14 protein-coding genes are annotated in these 17418 nt (G+C 72.3%); 7 read left to right on the forward strand and 7 right to left on the reverse strand.

The features are described 5' to 3' along the window. Positions 1 to 9 precede the first annotated feature (9 nt). The 7 genes from IPH07_05700 to IPH07_05730 all read right to left on the reverse strand — a co-directional run bounded on the left by IPH07_05700 (position 10) and on the right by IPH07_05730 (position 7681). Positions 10 to 1515, reverse strand: coding sequence for an NAD(P)H-hydrate dehydratase (locus IPH07_05700; protein ID MBK6916874.1), 1506 nt, complete (start codon positions 1513 to 1515; stop codon positions 10 to 12). Continuing rightward, positions 1512 to 1850 (reverse strand): holo-ACP synthase, encoded by a 339-nt coding sequence (locus IPH07_05705; protein ID MBK6916875.1) that lies wholly within the window; start codon positions 1848 to 1850, stop codon positions 1512 to 1514. The genes IPH07_05700 and IPH07_05705 overlap by 4 nt, the downstream gene beginning before the upstream one ends. Positions 1851 to 1953: 103 nt before the next feature. Further along, the gene (locus tag IPH07_05710; GenBank protein ID MBK6916876.1) at positions 1954 to 3312 is read right to left on the reverse strand and encodes a phosphoglucosamine mutase; all 1359 of its coding nucleotides are present in this window, start codon (positions 3310 to 3312) and stop codon (positions 1954 to 1956) included. A 98-nt stretch (positions 3313 to 3410) separates the two neighbouring features. Next, positions 3411 to 4427 carry a hypothetical protein gene (locus IPH07_05715; GenBank protein MBK6916877.1) on the reverse strand — a complete coding sequence of 339 codons (1017 nt, stop codon included), beginning with the start codon at positions 4425 to 4427 and terminating at the stop codon, positions 3411 to 3413. Continuing rightward, on the reverse strand, positions 4424 to 5347 hold the full coding sequence (locus IPH07_05720; protein MBK6916878.1) for a DNA integrity scanning protein DisA nucleotide-binding domain protein: 924 nt from the start codon (positions 5345 to 5347) through the stop codon (positions 4424 to 4426). The genes IPH07_05715 and IPH07_05720 overlap by 4 nt, the downstream gene beginning before the upstream one ends. Next, a complete protein-coding gene (gene folP / locus IPH07_05725; protein ID MBK6916879.1) occupies positions 5344 to 6213 on the reverse strand; it encodes a dihydropteroate synthase in 870 nt (289 codons plus the stop codon). Before folP ends, IPH07_05720 begins: the two co-directional genes overlap by 4 nt. Positions 6214 to 6346: 133 nt before the next feature. After that, positions 6347 to 7681 (reverse strand): sigma 54-dependent Fis family transcriptional regulator, encoded by a 1335-nt coding sequence (locus tag IPH07_05730; GenBank protein ID MBK6916880.1) that lies wholly within the window; start codon positions 7679 to 7681, stop codon positions 6347 to 6349. Between the two features lie 366 nt (positions 7682 to 8047). Here IPH07_05730 and IPH07_05735 point away from each other — a divergent pair, with 366 nt between their 5' ends. Genes IPH07_05735 through IPH07_05765 form a run of 7 tightly spaced genes read left to right on the forward strand, consistent with a single transcriptional unit; the run spans position 8048 to position 17396 of the window. Next, on the forward strand, positions 8048 to 8971 hold the full coding sequence (locus IPH07_05735) for an outer membrane beta-barrel domain-containing protein (protein ID MBK6916881.1): 924 nt from the start codon (positions 8048 to 8050) through the stop codon (positions 8969 to 8971). Between the two features lie 5 nt (positions 8972 to 8976). Continuing rightward, entirely contained in the window at positions 8977 to 9765 is a 789-nt protein-coding gene (locus IPH07_05740; protein MBK6916882.1) for an outer membrane beta-barrel domain-containing protein, read from the forward strand. A 3-nt stretch (positions 9766 to 9768) separates the two neighbouring features. Beyond that, entirely contained in the window at positions 9769 to 10563 is a 795-nt protein-coding gene (locus tag IPH07_05745) for a hypothetical protein (protein ID MBK6916883.1), read from the forward strand. Next, complete coding sequence (locus IPH07_05750) at positions 10560 to 12542, forward strand: hypothetical protein (GenBank protein ID MBK6916884.1); 1983 nt, start codon at positions 10560 to 10562, stop codon at positions 12540 to 12542. The genes IPH07_05745 and IPH07_05750 overlap by 4 nt, the downstream gene beginning before the upstream one ends. After that, positions 12539 to 15811, forward strand: a complete 3273-nt coding sequence (locus tag IPH07_05755) for a tetratricopeptide repeat protein (GenBank protein ID MBK6916885.1) — start codon at positions 12539 to 12541, stop codon at positions 15809 to 15811. Before IPH07_05750 ends, IPH07_05755 begins: the two co-directional genes overlap by 4 nt. After that, positions 15808 to 16923, forward strand: coding sequence for a tetratricopeptide repeat protein (locus tag IPH07_05760; GenBank protein ID MBK6916886.1), 1116 nt, complete (start codon positions 15808 to 15810; stop codon positions 16921 to 16923). The genes IPH07_05755 and IPH07_05760 overlap by 4 nt, the downstream gene beginning before the upstream one ends. Further along, the gene (locus tag IPH07_05765; protein ID MBK6916887.1) at positions 16920 to 17396 is read left to right on the forward strand and encodes a hypothetical protein; all 477 of its coding nucleotides are present in this window, start codon (positions 16920 to 16922) and stop codon (positions 17394 to 17396) included. Before IPH07_05760 ends, IPH07_05765 begins: the two co-directional genes overlap by 4 nt. Positions 17397 to 17418: the final 22 nt, after the last annotated feature.

Consider the following 17418-nt stretch of genomic DNA (forward strand, 5'->3'; position numbering starts at 1 on the left):
GCGCCGCGACTACGCCAGGCGCAGCGACGGCAGCGCGGCGTGGGCGGCCGCCGACGCCAGGAACGACCGCGCCTCGTCGATCGCCGCGACCACGTCGCCCGCCATCGTGTTGGCGTGACGTCGCCCCGCCACGCAGCCGGCGGCGGCATGGATCATCACGCCCTCGCAGGCGGCCGTGAAGGCATCGACGGCGTGCACGAGGCGCGCGGCGATGATGCCGGCCAGCGCGTCGCCCGAGCCGGCGGTCGCGAGCGCAGCGTCGCCGAGCGACGCGATCGCGAGACGATCGGGATCGGCGACCAGGGTGCCGGCACCCTTGAGCACGACGGTGCTGGCGGTCGCCCGCGCGAGTCGGCGGACCGCGTCGATGCGCGAGGCCTGGACGCGCTGCGGCGTCCAGCCGGCGTCGGGCTCGAGGCTCGCCAGCATGCGCGCGGCCTCGCCGGGGTGCGGCGTGAGCACGCGGGCGCCCGCCGGCGCAGTGCCGCAACGCAGCTGCTGCAGCGCGCTGGCGTCCCAAACCGCCGGCCTTGGATCGTCGGTGAACGATGCGTCGAGGCCTGCGATCGCGGCCGCGTCGGTGAGGCCGCAGCCGACCACCAACACCTCGGCGGCCGGCACCGCCGGCAGCCGCCGCGGCGCGAGCATGATCTCGGGACGCGCGGCGATCACCGCCGCGCGCAGGGCCGCGTCGTCGCACGCGACCGTGACCAAGCCGGCGCCCGCCCGGAAGCCCGCGGTCGCGGCCAGCAACACCGCACCGGGCGTCTCGGCGGCGCCGCCGAGCAGCCCCAGGTGCCCGCGCTCACCCTTGTGTCGCGGCGTCGGGGCCCCGGCGAGCGCCGCAGCGATGGACGGGCCGGCCAACAACGTCGCGATCGCAGGCATGTCGGCCGCGGCGCGCAGGCCGATGTCCGCCACCACGACACGGCCGGCGTGATCGCGCCCGGGCGTGACGTGCAGGCCGAGCTTGCTGGCACCGAAGGTGACCGTGACGTCGGCCCGCACCGCCACGCCGGCGATCGAACCATCGTCGCAGTCGACCCCGCTCGGCAGGTCGACCGCGAGTCTCGGGCCGCGGCAGCCGTGCATCGCTGCGATCGCGTCGGCGATGCGGCCGTGCGGGGCTCCGCGGCTGCCGGTGCCCAGGCACGCGTCCACCATCACCGCCGCGCGCGGCAGCGCGGCGCACTCGGGCACGCCGCACGCCGTCGCCAGCGTGCGCTGCTGCGTGCGGGCCTCGTTGCCGCCGCCGGCGGCGTCGAACCACGACACCGGCAATCCCCAGCCGTGCAGGATGCGGGCGATCGCGAGGCCGTCGCCGCCGTTGTTGCCGGGGCCGCACACCGCGACGACGGGCAGGCCCGAGCCGGCCCTCAGCGCCACCAGCTCGTGGGCGCAGGCCAGGGCCGCGCGCTCCATCAGCACCGGCGAGGGCATGCCCACCGCGGCGCCCATGCTGTGGCGATCGACCGCCGCTGCGGTCGCGGCGTCCCACAATGGCAGCCCGCTCACTCGTCCACCGCGATCGCCACCGCGGCCGCGATGCCGGCGGCGTGGGTGATGGTGAGCATCACGCGGGTGATGCCGCGGGCGCTGGCAACCTCGAGCGCGCGTCCCCGCAGCACCACCTGTGGCCCGTGCTCGCCGCTGCGCGCCGGGGTCACCTCGACGTCGTGCCAGCCGATGCCCTTGGGGGCACCGAGCGACTTGCTGCAGGCCTCCTTCGCGGCGAAGCGGGCCGCGAGGGTCTCGTCGCGGTTGCGTCGGGCCAGCGCGTAGTCGATCTCCGCGTCGGTGAAGACCTTGCGCAGGAATCGGTCGCCGTGGCGCTCGACCGCGGCGGTCATGCGGTCCACCGGACAGACGTCGAGCCCTACCCCGCGTACCGCCATGCTGCAGTCTGACTACCGCAGGTCGCCCCGCCCGCGCCAGCCCTGCCCTGCCCTGCCGTCAGGTACTAGCCGCGCCCAGCTCGCGCACGGCGGCGTCGCAGATGCGGCCCACGACCTCGTCGGCCTGCGCCGCGTCCTCGCACTCGACCATCACCCGCAGCTTGGCCTCGGTACCCGAGAACCGCACCAGCACGCGGCCGCTGTCGCCGAGCTCGCCCTCGACCTGCCGGATCGTGCGGCTCAGCTGCGGCAGCGACTCGATGGGCGCACGGCGGGCCACCACCAGGTTGCGCAGCACCTGCGGGATCGCGGTCATCACCGTCGACAGCCGCGACAACGGACTGCCGGTGCGTCGCATGATCGTGAGGACCTGCAGTGCTGCGACCATGCCGTCGCCGGTGGTCGAGTGGTCGAAGAAGACCAGATGCCCCGATTGCTCGCCGCCGAGGTTGCAGCCGCTCTGCCGCATGGCCTCCACCACGTAGCGATCGCCGACCGGCGTGCGCGTCAGGCCGATGCCGACCTCCGCGAGGCTGCGCTCGAGCCCGAGGTTGCTCATGACCGTCGCGACCACGGCGCCCCCGCGCAGCTCGGCGCGCTGGTGGAGATCGCGGGCACACATCGCCAGCACCGCGTCGCCGTCGACGACCTGGCCCCGCTCGTCGCAGACGATGAGTCGATCGGCGTCGCCGTCGAGCGCGATGCCGAGATCGGCTCCGACCTCGCGGACCTTGGCCGCCATCACGGCGGGGTGCATGGCGCCGACACCGTCGTTGATGTTGAGGCCGTTGGGGTCGACGCCGATGGCGGTGACCTCCGCGCCGAGTTCCTCGAGCACCGTGGGGGCGATCTTGTAGGCGGCCCCGTGGGCGCAGTCGACGACCACCTTCAGACCGAGCAGGTCGGCGTGGTTGGGGAACGCCTGCTTGAGGTGCGTGACATAGCGACCCGCGGCGTCGTCGATGCGCCAGGCGCGACCGATGTCGCCCCCCCGGGCGCGCTGCTGCTCGAGCGAGCCGTCGTCCATCGCGGCCTCGAGCCGCTCCTCGACCTCGTCGGGCAGCTTGTAGCCGTCGTGGGCGAAGAGCTTGATGCCGTTGTCGGCGAAGTGGTTGTGGCTGGCCGAGATGACGACGCCGGCGCTGGCCCGCATCGAGCGCGTCAGGTAGGCGATGCCGGGGGTTGGCAGCGGCCCCACGAACCACACGTCGGCTCCCATCGCGCACAGTCCCGAGGCCAGCGCGCTCTCGAGCAGATAGCCGGACAGGCGTGTGTCCTTGCCGACCAGCACGCGGCCCTGCTTGCCGAAATGGGCCGCGACCGCCATGCCCACCCGCAGCGCGGTCTCCGGGGTCATCGGGTGCGCATTGGCTTCACCGCGGATGCCATCGGTACCGAACAGTCGTCGCGTCGCCATCGTCGCTACGATGGTTCATATCACACCGCACACGTGCGCCCGCCAGGGCTTTTCGGCCGACATCGCGTGATCGTGCGTGGTCTCGGGGCCGAGCGCTGCTACGGCACCGCTGCACCGGGTGCGGTGGGCTCGGGCGCGAGCGGTGACGGAGGCGGCGGTAGCTCGATGCGTCGCTGCGCAGGCGCGTAGGTCAGCGCGCGTCGGAACTGCTCGGGCACCGCCGGCGCCCAGGTGATGTGGATCTCGACCCACGGGTGATCGCCGGGGCGCGCGGTCGCGACCCCGACCAGCCACGGTGAGATGTCGAGCTGCGTCAGCGCGCGCAGGCTCGGCGCCCCGCCGCGGACCTCGGCCTCGAGATCCTCGAACGACATCCCCGAGCTCGCCAGCGTCTCGTCGCGCGACACCGGTACCCGCACGGTGCGGCTGGCGGGCTTGGGTGCGACCTCGGCGATGATGCGCACGCGCAGCGCCTCGGCGCCGGCGCCCACCAGCTCGACGCCGTCCGGCGGACGCACGAGCGCCACCGTCGCGCTGACATCGGCGTCGGCCTCGTGCAGATCGTAGGCGACGGTCGACAGCTGCGGCGTGGCCAGCACCCGCGAGCGACCGCCCCGCACGCGCACGCTGGCGGGCTCGCTGCGTACGCGCACCAGCTCGTAGTCCACCGCCGGCGTGCCGCCGACGTTGGGCACCACCGGCACGTCGCGCTCGATCACCGGATCGAAGCGCAGGTCGACCTCGTCGTAGGAGAGCTCCGCCAGCACCACGCCGTGGGGCATCACCACGGTGCTGCGATCGATGACCATCGGTCCCGGTGAGGCGTCGGCGAGGTCGAGCGTGACCACGCCGAAGTCCTGCGACTCGATGCGGCTGACCCGCGTCCACGGGCCGCGCACCTGCACCGAGACCACCTCGGGCACCGGCGTCAGCAGCACCCGCTCCGGATCGGCGCGCAGCCGCAGCGGCACGGTGAAGGTGCGCGTGACCTCGTCGCGGGTGCCCACGAACAACACCAGCGTGATCACGAACGCGAGCACCTTGATGCCCCAGTCGAGCTGCACGACCTCGGCGACTGCCCGCAGCAGCGACGAACGGCGGCGCTCGTCGGTCATCGTCGGGCGTCCTCGCGGTCGGGGTCCAACAGCGCGCTGCGGGAGAGATCGATCGCCGACAGCCCGGCGTCGTCGTCGGTGCCACCGGGGGGATCGAAGACCCCGGCGTCCGGCGCGACGGCGTCGGTCTTGGCCGGGCTGCGCGTGGCCTCGGCGCGCGGCGTCGCCAGCCACTGCACGATGCGTCCCTCGAGATCGACGATGCGCAGCGCCTCGGAGATGGCACCGCGATGCACGATGCGCAGCTCGCCGCGTTCCTCGCTCAAGACCAGCACCAGCGCGTCGGTCTCCTCGCTGAGGCCGATCGCCGCGCGGTGGCGGGTGCCGAACGCGTGATCGAGGTGCTGTTCGGAGAGCGGACAGATGACGCCCGCCCGCGCGATGCGGAAGTTCTGCACCACGATGGCGCCGTCGTGCACGTCGTTGGCCGCGTGGGGGATCGACAGCGCGACCAGGGTCGCGGCCCGCAGCGCGGCGTCGATCTCGACGCCGCGGTTCTGTACCGCCGCGAGCACGTCGATCTCGCCCTGCAGCACCACCAGCGCACCGAACTGCGCCCGCTGCAGCTGCGCCAAGCCGGCGACCAGCTCACCGACGGCCGACACCGCAGCGCTGCGCCGACCGGCCGGCAGCAGCCGCTGCCCGAGCAGCAGCAGCAGGCGCCGCAGCTCCTGGTGGAACACCACGATGAGCAGCAGGATGATCGAGTCGAAGACGTACCGCAGCAGCGTCGCGACCGCGATCAGATCGAGCAGCCGCACCACCCACGCGACCACGCCGAAGGCCGCCACGGCCGCGAGCACCGGCGCGGCGCGGGTGCGCTTGACCATGCGCAGGAAGCCGTAGACCAGCGCGAACAGCAGCAGGAAGTCGAGTGCGTCGCGCCAGGTGAGCGCGGCGAGCCACTCCGAGACGTTCACGCGCGCGGGCCCCCGCGGCCCGCCGCACCGGCGCGCGCACGCTCGAAGGCGTCCGCGAGGCCGCGCGCGACCGCCAGCGCGCACGCGGTCTCCTTGACGTCGTGCACCCGCAGCACCGCCGCGCCGCGCTCGACGGCAATCACCGCCGCGGTCACCGACGCGACCATGCGGTCGCTGCTGGCACTGGCGCCACCATCGGGTACCAGCGCGGCGAGGAAGCTCTTGCGGCTGGCACCGATCAACACGCCGCAGCCGGTGGCGGCCCGCAGCCAGCCAGACGCGGCCACCAGCGCGGCACTCTGCTCCGCGGTCTTGCCGAAGCCGATGCCGGGATCGACGAGGATCCGCGCCCGCGCGACGCCGGCCGCGACCGCGCGCTCGACGGTGTGCGCGAGCTCGTCGGCGACCTCGCCGAGCACGTCGGCGAAGCGGATGTCACGCTGCATGTCGCGTGGCTCGCCGCGCAGGTGGCCGACCACGAGGCCGGCGCGCGAGGCCGCGATCACGTCGAGCATCGCGGGGTCGGCGAGCCCGCTGACGTCGTTCACGATCGCCGCGCCGGCGGCGATCGCCGCCGCCGCGACCTCGGCATGGCGGGTGTCGACGGAGACCGGCACCGCGGTGAGCGTCGTGTCGCCGGCCAGGCGCTGCAGCAGCGGCAGCACCCGCGCCAGCTCGATCGCCGGCGACACCGGCTCGGCCCCCGGCCGCGTCGACTCGCCACCGATGTCGAGCACGCTGGCCCCCTGCGCGACCAGCTGCTGGCACCGCCGCAGCGCCACGGTCACGTTCGGCGCGTCGCTGCCCTCGGCGACCAGCTTGCCACCATCGTGGAAGCTGTCGGGCGTCAGGTTGACGACCGCCATCACGCGCGCGCGATCGAGGGACAGCTCACCCTTGGCGTGAGACCACGGCGGGCTGTGCTCGGGCGCTGCGTGCACGGGGCGAATGGTAGCGCATCGCGGGGGCCGTGCGCGGCCCCCCACCCGCGCGCGCGGCTCAGTCGTCGTCGCTGCGGCCGCGGCCCCACTGCTTGGCATCGATGCCATAGCGGCGCAACAGCTTGTGCAGGTACTTGCGGTCCATGTCGGCCTCCCGCGCGGCGCGCGAGATGTTGCCCTCGGCGCGCTGCATCAGCCACGCGAGGTAAGCCTCCTCGAACAACTCGACCGCCCGCTCCTTCTGCTCGCGGAAGGTGAGCGTGGGATCGAAGTCGATCTGCTCGCTCGAGCCCTGCGGCTTCTTGCCGGTGGTGATGAGGTCGATGACGCCCGTCGGCGACAGATAGGCGCTGCGCTCGACCACGTTGCGCAGCTCGCGGACGTTGCCCGGCCAGTCGTAGCCCACCAGTCGCGCCATCGCTTCGGCGTCCGGTGGCTTCCACATGCCGGCCGGGAGTCTGCGCGAGAAGTGCTCGATGAGCAGCGGGATGTCCTCCCGTCGCTCGCGCACAGGGGGAATCGTCGCGGCCACCACCGCGAGCCGGAAGTAGAGGTCTTCGCGGAACTCGCCGGCCTCGACCTGCTCGCGCAGGTGGCGGTGGGTCGCCGCGATCACGCGGATGTCGAAGTCGACCTCGTCGGTACCACCGACCCGCCGCAGCCGCCGGGTCTCGAGCACGCGCAAGAGCTTGGGCTGCAGATCCTTGGGCAGCTCGCCGATCTCGTCCAGGAACACCGTGCCCTTGTCGGCGAGCTCGAACGCGCCCTGGCGACGTTGGTGCGCGCCGGTGAACGAGCCCTTCTCGTGGCCGAACAGCTCGCTCTCGATGAGGTTCGGTGCGACCGCGCCGCAGTCGACCACCACGAACGGGCCATCGCGTCGCGGCGACATCTGGTGCACCGCGCGGGCGATCAGATCCTTGCCGGTACCGGTCTCGCCCTCGAGCAGGATCGTCACATCGGTGCCGGCGACCCGCTCGAGCACGCCGAAGATCTTGCGCATCGCGAGGCTACGACCGATGACGTCGACGAAGCGCTCGCTCTCGCTGGGCAGCAGCTCGGCCCGCGCATCCCGGGGCAGGAACCGCATCTGCACCTTGCCGATGCCGAGCACGTCGCCGGGCTTGAGGAACGCATCGGTGATCCGCGCGTTGTCGATGAAGCTGCCGTTGGTCGAGCTCTTGTCGGTGACGCGGTAGGCGTCGCCTTCGCGGCGGATCTCCGCGTGCACGCGACTGACGGAATCGTCGGGCAGCACCACGTCGCACGAGCGCGACTTGCCGATGGTGATGCTGTCGCTGGTGATCTCGATGTCGCGACCTCGCAGCTCGCCGCTCAGCACCACCAGGCGGTATCCGAGGTGACGCAGCGGGTGCTGGTCCTCGTGCAACACCGTCGACTCGACGCGATCCTCTCTACGTTCTGACACTCGGCCTACGCTAGCAGAGCGCCTGCGTCCACACGATGGGGTATGTGGGCGACGTCTGGGGGGCCGCAGGCCTCAAAGCCGGCACGGCGGTGCCGCGCGAGTGAAGGTTGTGGTCGATCCTGCGACGTCGCGATCGCGCAATGCTTGCCTCGGTCGGTCCGGGTGATCGTGCGGCGGTCCGCCGTGTGCCCCCCAAGTCGGCGGCGCGATCACCTGCACGGGTGGACGCGTTGACGCGCAAAGCATCGCGCCGCTACGATCGCGACCGTCCAAGCGCGCGTGCACGTCCGCTCGAGAAACCCTCGCCCGTCGGCGAGTCCGAGGCCCGGGATGTCGCCGCGCGCGACCGTCCCGGGCTTCGTCGCGTGTTGGCTCGTGGCCGCGGTGCCGACCTCCGCGGCCGCGCACGCCCACCGCGACGACGCGTCGCGCGACTGCGAGGCGGCGCCGACCGAGCCCACCGCGGCCGGCGACACGGTCACCGACCCCGCCGCGTCGACGCCGACGTCCGACGCCGGGGCCCCGGACGAAGCGCCCAGTGATGCGCCCGTCGATCCCGTCGAGCTCGGTGCCGGGCCCGACACGCCGCAGGTCGAGACGCCACCCGACTCGGCTGCCGCGGCGCTCGGCCGTACGCCGCGGCGGGTGAAGTGCCTCGACGAGAGCCTCATCGACGAGTTCGGTCGCGCCAGCGTCCGCAAGGGCGTACAGCCCCGTGACTTCCGCAAGGCCAAGCGAGTGGTGCTCTCGCTGTTCGGCGGCGTCCGAGGCGGCGACCTCACCGACACGCAGTGGCAGGCCGGCGGCAGCATCGGCTTCTGGCCCTTCGAGGCCTTCGGCTTCGACGCCGAGTTCCGGCTCACGCCGATGACACTGCGGATCGAGCGGGCCGCCACCAGCTTCACGCAGGAGAACCGCTTCCCCGACGGCGTGCGTCGCAACCTCTCCTACGCCGCGATCGGCCACCTGTTGTTCTCGCCGATCCACACCAAGTTGCGCGCGCGCGGCGATCGCATCGTGCACGGCGACTTCGTGCTGCAGGGGGGCGCCGGCGCCATCCTGCACGACACCGTGCAGGCGGCCGCGTTCGACGTCGGCATGAGCCTCTACCTGTTTCCGACCTCGTTCCTGTCGGTGCGCTTCGATCTCACCGATCGGATCTACGCCCAGGAGGCGATCGGCAGCCGACGCATCACCAACGACCTCGTCTTCTCTGCCGGCGTGGGCTTCTGGATCCCGCCGCGCCGCCGCTAGTCACCATGCTCGCCCCGCTGCTCACGCTCGCGCTCGCGACGGCCCCCGAGGCCGACGCGCAGGCCTGTGCGAAATCCGCCACCGAGGCGACCGCAACCGCCACCACCACGACCCCCCGGCGACGCGGCCGTCGTGGCCGCGATCGCGACGCGCCCACGTCCGCCGCGGCTGCCCCGGTCGGGGTCCCGGGCCAGCCCGGCGAGTGCGTCGACGCCACGCTGCAGGAACAGCTGCTGGCGAAGCGCCGCTTCCGACTCACGCGCGACCGTTTGTTCGTGAAGGCCCTGCGCCACGAGCTGACCCTGAACGGTGGCTACTACGTCAGCGACCTCTTCGACTCCACCTTCACGCTCGGCGGCCAGTACACCTTCTTCATGTCGGAGAACTTCGGCACCGAACTGAGCGTGTCGTGGTCCCGCCTGCGCACCAGCGTGCTCGACACCATCGAGGGCGCCAATGCGTTCGCGATCGACCTCGGGCGCCCCGACGTCGTGCGGGCCTTCGGTAGCCTCACGTGGTCGCCGCTGTACGGCAAGCTGCGGCTGGTCGCAGCGTCGATCTGGCGCTACGACCTCTACCTGCTCGCGGGCCCCGGCGTGGTGGTCGATCCGCTGAGCTTCGGCGCGGCCGGCAACTTCGGTCTCGGCTTCCGGGTGTTCCTCCACCAGGCCGTCGCGCTGCGCTTCGAGGTGCGCGACTACCTGTACCGCCAAGAGCTGCTCTCGGAGTCGTTCTACGTCAACGACCTCGCCTTCACCACCGGCTTGTCCGTGCTGCTGCCCACGAGGAACTGACACATGACCCGAGCCTGCCCACTGGTCGTGTCCGCGTTGTCGTGCCTTCTCACCGCGGTGACGGTGCACGCGGCGGCGCCGGCCAAACCCGGCAAGCCCGGTGTCGCCGCGACGACGACCGCCACCACGGAAGCTCCGCCAGCAGTCGCCGAGCCGCCGGCGAGCGAGCCCGCGGCGCCGACCGAGGAGGTCCCCGCCGAGCCGATCGCCACGCCCGACGAAGCCGCGACCGAGCCCGAGCCCGCCGCCGATGCCGTCGATCCCAGCGCGGTCGCGGCCCTGCAGGCGCAGGCCCGCGAGCTCCGCGACGCGCTCTTCAAGGCCCGAGGCCGCGTGTCGCTGGTGGCGTCGAAGCTCTTCACCACCCGCGTCGGTCTGCAGCTGCGCAGCAACCTCGAGCGCTTCTACGAGGTCACCGATCTGACGCTGCGGGTCGACGGCGCGCCGGTCTACGTGCAAGCGAAGGGATTGCCGCAGACCGAGGGCAACCTCTTCGAGGTGTTCGCGGCCCCGGGCTCCCACGAGCTCGCCGTATCGGCCAACCTGGTGGCCCGTAGGGATGCGACCTACAAGCTTCGCATCGACTACGCGATCTGGTTCGCGGTCGACACCGACATGGTGGTTTCCACGAAGCTGCTGCTGCGAGAAACTGGCGACATGTGGCGCTTCGCCCAGAAGCGGCGCGGACACAGCGACCTGCGCGTGCGCCTGCGTGCGAAGAGCAAGTCGACGGCCAAGCGCGGCGCCGCCTCGGCGCGCGCGTCGGGTTCGGTGTCGACGAAAGGCAAGGCGCCGTGATCGCGTGGTGGCTGGTCGCGCAGGCGCTGTGGTCGTGGTCGCCGGCGGCCGACGACGCTGCGACCACGCGCGCCGACGTGCCCACCGCCGCGCCCGCGAGCACGCCGTCGCGACCGAGCCTGCTCGATCCACGCCTGCAGGCGCTCTACGGCCAGCTCACCGCCGCGGGCCTCACCGATGATCGCGAGGCCACGCTGCCGGCGTACACCGCTGCGCTCGCCGACGCCCAGGATCGCTACGTGCGTGGCGACGTGCTGGGCAGCGCGCTGGCGCTGTACGATCTCGTCGCCAACCCGCGGTGGTCGGCATTCGCCGAGACCCCCGAGGCCAGCTCGGCGCACTACCACCTGGGGATGTCGCTGGCGGCCTGGGGCGCCGAGGCGACCGCCCAGGCCGCGTTCGCGCAGGTGCTCGCGCGCGGCCCCGAGGACCCCTACTTCACACCCGCGCTGCGACGCCACGTCGACCTCGGCCTGGCGAGCAAGGACTTCGTGCTCGCGCTCGCCGACCTCGATCGCGACCTCGCGCCGGGCGGCAAGCCCATCACGCTGCGCGACGAGGATCTCGACGAGCGCGAGTACCTCGCGGCGCGGGCGGAAGGTCAGCGCGGTGAGCTCGACGCCGCGCTGACCTCGTACGCGGCCGTCGGCGCGCGTAGCCGCTTCCACAGCGCTGCACGCTACCTGCAGGGCCTGGTCTACGCCCAGCGCAAGCAGTTCCGCGCCGCCGAGTCGGCGTTCTGCGACGTCATCGGCGGCAAGGATCAGAAGACCGAGGCGTACTACGTCGATCGTCGCTACTTCCCGGTCCGCGATCTGGCGCAGCTCGGGCTCGGTCGCATCGCCCACGAGGAGGGCCGCAACGGCCACGCGTTCTACCACTACTTCAGCGTGCCGCAGGACTCCGACGAGCTCTCCCACGCGCTGTTCGAGTCGGCGTGGACGATGGCCGAGGCCGGTGAGTACGCGATCGCCCGCGACCTGCTCGCCGAGCTCCGCGAGCGCTTCCCCGACGCGCCGCAGACGGTCGAGGCGCGGCTGCTGGCGGCGCTGCTGCAGCTCTACGACTGCGACTTCCGCGGCGCCGAGGGCGAGTTCACCCGCTTCATCGACGACCTCGCGCCGGTGGGCGACCACATCGCCGAGATCCGCAAGGACCCCGAGCAGCTGCTTGCGCTGCACCGCGAGCTGTCGCGCCTGCGTCGCGGCGACACCATGGGCGGTGAGCTGGTCGAGCACCGGCTGCTGCTCTCGATGATGGATGAGGATCCCGCGTACGTGCGCCTCGGCCACCAGGCCGACGTGCTGCGCGCAGAGGCCTCGTTCGCCGACGCGCTCGACGGTGAGCTCGCGCGCCTGACCACCCGCCTGGGCGATACCAAGACGGCGACCCGTCGCGCGCCCGAGGGCGACGCGCTCGACGTGCTCGCCGAGGCCGACCGACTGCAGCGCGGCATCGCCGGCCTCGAGGCGCAGATCCGTCAGGTCCGCGCGGCGGGGGCCGACGCCGCGGCCACCGATGCGTTGGTGCAGGAGGCCGCGGGCCTGCGCGAGCGCCTGCGAACGCTACGACGCGACGCCACGGCAGTCGTGCGCACCACCCCGGGGGTCGGCGCCGCAGTGACCGGCGGGCTGTCGACCGCGCTCACCGACGAGCGCCGCTACGTACTCTCACTGCGCAGCGGCGCGCTGGCGCTCGCCGATCGACTCGACGCGCAGGCGGCCGGGGTCGCGAGCGCACGGCTCGGCAAGCTCTCGCGGCGCATCGACGACATGCTCGGCGAGGCCCGCATGGGCCGCATCGACGCCGTGCTCGGGGCCAAGAAGAAGCTCGAGATCGAGGTCCGCGACATGGCCGCGGGCCGCTTCCCGCCCGAGCTGTTCGGCAAGCTGCAGATCGAGGGCCTGGTCGGCGACGACGAGGAGTTCTGGCCCTACCAGGGCGAGTACTGGGCCGACGAATACGAGGGCTACCGATGACGGGCGGACGCGCCGCGCTCACGCTCGCCGTCGCGCTCGGGCTGCTGCCCGCGTCGGCGTGGGCCCGTGGCAGCGCACCGGCGGAGCGATCCGCCGCGCGCAGCGGCGGCGCCACGAGGGCCGCGGCCGCCGCCCCCGAGCCGTCGAACAAGCGTCGTGGCCGTGGACGCAAGGCCGCCGCCCCCGACGACACCCCACCGCCGCTGACCTCGTACCAGCTCGAGCTCGAGCTGCGCACGCGCGAGGGCCAGATCACCGTCGATCGCAAGCGTGGCATCGCGCTGCTCGAGGAGTTCATCACCAAGCACGCCGACAATCGTGCGATGCCCGAGGCGCTCTACCGCCTGGCCGCGCTCTACTGGGAGCGCAGCCAGGAGCAGTTCCTCACCGCGATGGGCAGCTGGGCGGATGCCGTCGATGGCTGTCGCGACGCGCCGGAGACCTGCCCCGACGGTCCGCCCGCGGAGCCGGTGCTCGACCTCGCGAGCGCGCAGACCATCTACGTGCGACTCATCCGCGACTACCCGAGCTTCCGCAAGCTCGACACGGTGCGCTACCTCTACGCGTTCTCGCTGCGCGATCAGGGCCACACCGACGCCGCGCAGGCGCAGTTCTGGGCCATCATCAAGAAGCACCCTGGCTCGAGCTTCGTGCCCGATGCGTGGCTCGCCATCGGCGATCATCGTTTCTACGCCGGCACCGACTGGAACGCGGCGCTCGAGGCCTATGGCCACGTGCTCGAGCACCCCGACAGCGACCCCTACGCGATGGCGCTCTTCAAGACCGCGTGGTGCCACTGGAAGCTGGGTCAGAGCGCCGAGGCGGTGAAGCGGTTCAAGCAGGTGCTCGATCAGGGCGCCGAACCCGAGACCGATGACGCCAGTCGCAAGCGCCTCGCCGACCTGCGCGAGGAAGCGCTCGAGTACCTCGTGCAGGTGCTGAGCGAAGACGAGAAGAACACCCCCAAGGACATCTACGACTTCCTGGCCTCGATCGACGGCTCGCAGTACTCCCGCAAGGTGCTGGTGCGGCTCGGCGAGGCCTACGAGGCCCAGACCCGCTACGACAAGTCGGTGCCGACCTGGCGCTTCCTCATCGAGCTCGACACATCGCACGTCGATGCCGCGGATTTCGAGCTGCACGTGGTCGCGGGCCTGCGCGGCGACGGCAAGCTCGCGCCGGCGCTCGATGAGCTCGGCGTGATCCATCAGCGCTACGGCCTGGGCACCCCGTGGGCCAAGGCCCACCCCAAGGCCGCGCGCGCCGCCCACGAGGACGCCTCGGGGCTGCTGTTCGACTTCGGGCGCTCGATCCACGAGGGCGCGCAGGCGGCCGAGAAGGACACCAAGGTGCCCGACAAGGAGCGCTACGCCCTGGCGGCGCGTGCCTACGACGATTTCATCACGCGCTACCCCAGCGAGCCCAACGCGGTCGAGGTCTCCTACCTCGCCGGCGACATCTACTTCTTCAAGCTCGGCCAGGCCGAGCGCGCTGGCGATGCCTACCTGCGCGTCGGCGAGTCGGCCCCGGTCGGCGCGCTCCACCACGACGCGTTGCTGGCGGCGATCGGTGCCTACGAGCAGGCCATCGCGCAGGCGCCGGCCGGCACCGCCGCGACCGCACCAGTCACCGCTGCTTCGGCGCCGATCGGCACCGCAGCAACCGACGGCACCGCAGCGGGCGGCAGTGCAGTGGGCGGCGCGGCCGCGACCGCCGAGACCTCGCCCGAGGCGGCCGCCGACGCGACCCGCTACAGCCCGCTCGAGCGCAAGTTCATCCGCGCGGTCGATCTGTTCTCGTCACTGTTCCCCGACGACGAGCAAAACGGCGCGGTGCTCTACGCGCTGGGCGACTTCTTCTACAACCGCGGCGACTACGACGGCGCAGTGCAGCGCTACGGCAAGCTCGTGGTCGATCACCCCGCCGATGGCAACGCCGGGGCCGCCGGCGATCGCATCCTCGAGAGCCTGCAGAAGGCCGCGGACTACGACAACATCGAGCTGTGGGCCGGCAAGCTCAAGGCCACCAAGTCGTTCGCCGCGCCCGAGGAGCAAGCACGGCTCGATCGCATCATCGTCGACAGCTTGCTCAAGCAGGGCGACACCCTGGTCGAGCGCGGCTACGCGGCGCGCGGCGCCAGCTACTACCTGCGGGTCGCCGCCGAACACCCGCGCCACGACAAGGCACCGCTGGCGCTGTCCAACGCCGGTGCCGCGCTCGAGCGCGCGCGCAAGCCCCAGGCCGCCACCGAGATCTACGAGCGACTCGCAAAGGACTACCCCAAGAGCCCGCAAGCCGCCGAGGCGACGCTGGTGGTCGCCCACGTGTTCGAGAACATGGGGGACTACGAGCGCGCCGCGCAACGCTACGACGGCCTGGTCGAGCGCTACCCCAAGCATGCCGGCCGCGCCGAAGCGCTCTACAACGCCGGCGTGCTCTACGAGGGGCTCGGGCAGACCAAGCTCGCCGCTGCCCGCTACGCCACCTACGCCAAGCAGTTCCCCGGCGAGTCCGACAGCCTGCAGGTCGAGCTGCGCGCGGGCCTCGTCCAGGCCCGGGCCGGTGACCACAAGGCCGCCATCGCGACGCTCTCGAAGTTCGTCGATCGCCACGGCAGCGCGCCCGAAGCCGTGGTCGCCAACACACAGCTCGGCAAGTCGCTCATCGCCGTGTCGCGCTTCAAGGACGCCGACAAGGCGCTGGCCAAGGCCGCGAAGTCCGGCCGCACCGCCGAGGGCCCCGCGCGGGTCGCCGGCGCCGAGGCGAGGTACCTGCAGGGCGAGCTCATCTACCGCGAGTTCGAGGCGCAGAAGCTCGACCCCAAGCCGAGCAAGCTCGGCGCGAGCCTCGATCGCAAGGCCAAGCTGTTGGGCTCGGCGAAGGATGTCTACCTCGACGTACTGGCCTACTCGACCGCGGAGTGGACCACCGCCGCGCTGTTCCGCATCGGGCAGTCCTACGAGCTGTTCGCCAAGGGCCTGCGCGAGTATCCCGTGCCCGCGGGGCTGAGCCAGGCCCAGCAGGACGAGTACTCCGAGCAGCTCGACACCTTCGCGCTGGCGTTCGAGGAGGAGGCGATCGGCGCCTACAAGAGCGGCTATGCCCGCGCGATGGAGCTCGGCATCTACAACACGTACACCCGCAAGATCCGCGCGTCGCTGGGCCGGCTCTCGGCACAGGAGTTCCCGCCGATCGCAGAGGTCGGCAGCGAGCTGCGGGTGGCCGAGGGCGGCTCGGGTGCGCAGGCGATCCGGAGGCTCGAGCGATGACGCCGAGGCTCATCGTGCTCGCCGCGCTGCTCGGCGCGGGGCTACCGGCCTGCGGTCGCCGCACGCCGACGAACACCGTCGCGCCCACCACCGCGGTCTCGGCCACTGCGCGGCAGCGCTTCGACGCCGGCGTGGGCAAGCTCGACGCCGGCGCCAACGAGTACGACGATGCGATCGCGCAGTTCAAGGCCGCGATCGCCCTCGAGCCCAAGCTGTGGGAGGCGTGGCTCGACATCGGTGTGATCGAGCTGCGGCGCGCACGGCTCGGCGAGGCTGCCAAGGCGCTCGAGGCCTCACTGGCGATCTACGCCAGCCCCGAGGCCCTCGACGCGCTCGGCGAGGTGTACCTGCGGCAGAACAAGGCCAAGCAAGCGCTCGCGCTGTACGAGCGAGCGCTGCGCGAGCACCCCGACGATCTGCGGGTTCGCAACGCGCTGGCCGTCACGCTGCGCCGCGTCGGTCGGCTCGACGAGGCCGAGGCCGAGTGCCGCGCGATCCTCGGTGAGCACGCCTTCGATCCCGCCGCCTACGCGACCCTCGGCGCCATCAAGATCGATCGCGGACAACTCGACCTCGCGCAGCTACTGCTCGACAAGGGCCTCGCCCGCCATCCGGAGCATCCGCTGCTGCTGACCAACCTCGGCTTGGTCGCGCTCAAGCGCGGTGACGACCAGACCGCGTTCGCGTTGTTCGAGCGGGCGAGCGCAGCCGACCCCCGCTACGTCGTGGGTCGCCTCAACAAGGCCGCGCTCTTCCTCGGGGCCGGCGACGCCAAGCGGGCCAAGACCGAGCTCGACGCGGTCCTGCAGATCGAGCCCGGCAACACCGACGCCCTGCTCGGCGTGGGCACCTGCGCGCGGCTCTCGGGTGATCTGCCCGGCGCTCGCACGGCGTGGGAGCGCGTGCTCGCGATCGATGCCGCGCATGCGGGGGCGATCTTCAACCTCGCGGTGCTCGAGATGGACTTTGCCGAGCGACCCCAGATCGCGCGCAAGCACCTGGAACGCTATCTGCAGGTCACCGGCGGCGACGGCCCGCAGGCGGCCGACGTCAAGGAGCGGCTCGCGCTGCTCGAGGGCATGAGCAAGACGAAAGGCGGCGCAAAAGGATGACCAGCGGAGCAGCGTGCACCTTGTGGATCGCCGTGGTGTTGGCGGCCGCAGCCCCTGCGGCCAAGCCCGCCGGCAAGCCGGCAGGCCCCCCTGCGGTCAAGCCGGCGCCAGCGGGGCCCGCCGCGACCAGCACCTCGGGCACCGCGAGCAGCACCGCGGCCGCGAAACCGCCGACCGCCTCGACGGCGGCGCCACGCAGCGCGACCGAGCGCGCACCGACCAGCGCCGGTGCCAAGGCGCCCGCCGCCGACGCGGCCGCCACCCCCCCGCCGGCGGGGCCGCCCAGCCCCAGGGATCGCGAGGAGGACGTGACGCGTTACACCTTCACCGGCCTCGACATCGAGGGCGAGCTGCGGACGCCGGCGCTGCTGCAGTTCCTCGCGCGCATCGGCGGCGAGTTCGAGACCGTCGGCATACCCCACCGCAGCTTCATGCCCGAGCTGGCGCAGACCATCACCGAGGACGCACTGTGAGACCGTGACCGCGCGCGCCACA

Source organism: Deltaproteobacteria bacterium (genome assembly GCA_016709225.1).
Classification (GTDB): domain Bacteria; phylum Myxococcota_A; class Polyangia; order Nannocystales; family Nannocystaceae; genus Xiheibacterium; species Xiheibacterium phototrophicum.

Coding starts and splice junctions, on each gene's coding strand:
- IPH07_05745 (MBK6916883.1), top strand. CDS start 9,769: ATGACCCGAGCCTGCCCACTGGTCGTGTCCGCGTTGTCGTGCCTTCTC.
- IPH07_05740 (MBK6916882.1), top strand. CDS start 8,977: ATGCTCGCCCCGCTGCTCACGCTCGCGCTCGCGACGGCCCCCGAGGCC.
- IPH07_05765 (MBK6916887.1), top strand. CDS start 16,920: ATGACCAGCGGAGCAGCGTGCACCTTGTGGATCGCCGTGGTGTTGGCG.
- IPH07_05760 (MBK6916886.1), top strand. CDS start 15,808: ATGACGCCGAGGCTCATCGTGCTCGCCGCGCTGCTCGGCGCGGGGCTA.
- IPH07_05755 (MBK6916885.1), top strand. CDS start 12,539: ATGACGGGCGGACGCGCCGCGCTCACGCTCGCCGTCGCGCTCGGGCTG.
- IPH07_05715 (MBK6916877.1), bottom strand. CDS start 4,427: ATGACCGACGAGCGCCGCCGTTCGTCGCTGCTGCGGGCAGTCGCCGAG.
- IPH07_05735 (MBK6916881.1), top strand. CDS start 8,048: ATGTCGCCGCGCGCGACCGTCCCGGGCTTCGTCGCGTGTTGGCTCGTG.
- IPH07_05705 (MBK6916875.1), bottom strand. CDS start 1,850: ATGACCGCCGCGGTCGAGCGCCACGGCGACCGATTCCTGCGCAAGGTC.
- folP (MBK6916879.1), bottom strand. CDS start 6,213: ATGGCGGTCGTCAACCTGACGCCCGACAGCTTCCACGATGGTGGCAAG.
- IPH07_05710 (MBK6916876.1), bottom strand. CDS start 3,312: ATGGCGACGCGACGACTGTTCGGTACCGATGGCATCCGCGGTGAAGCC.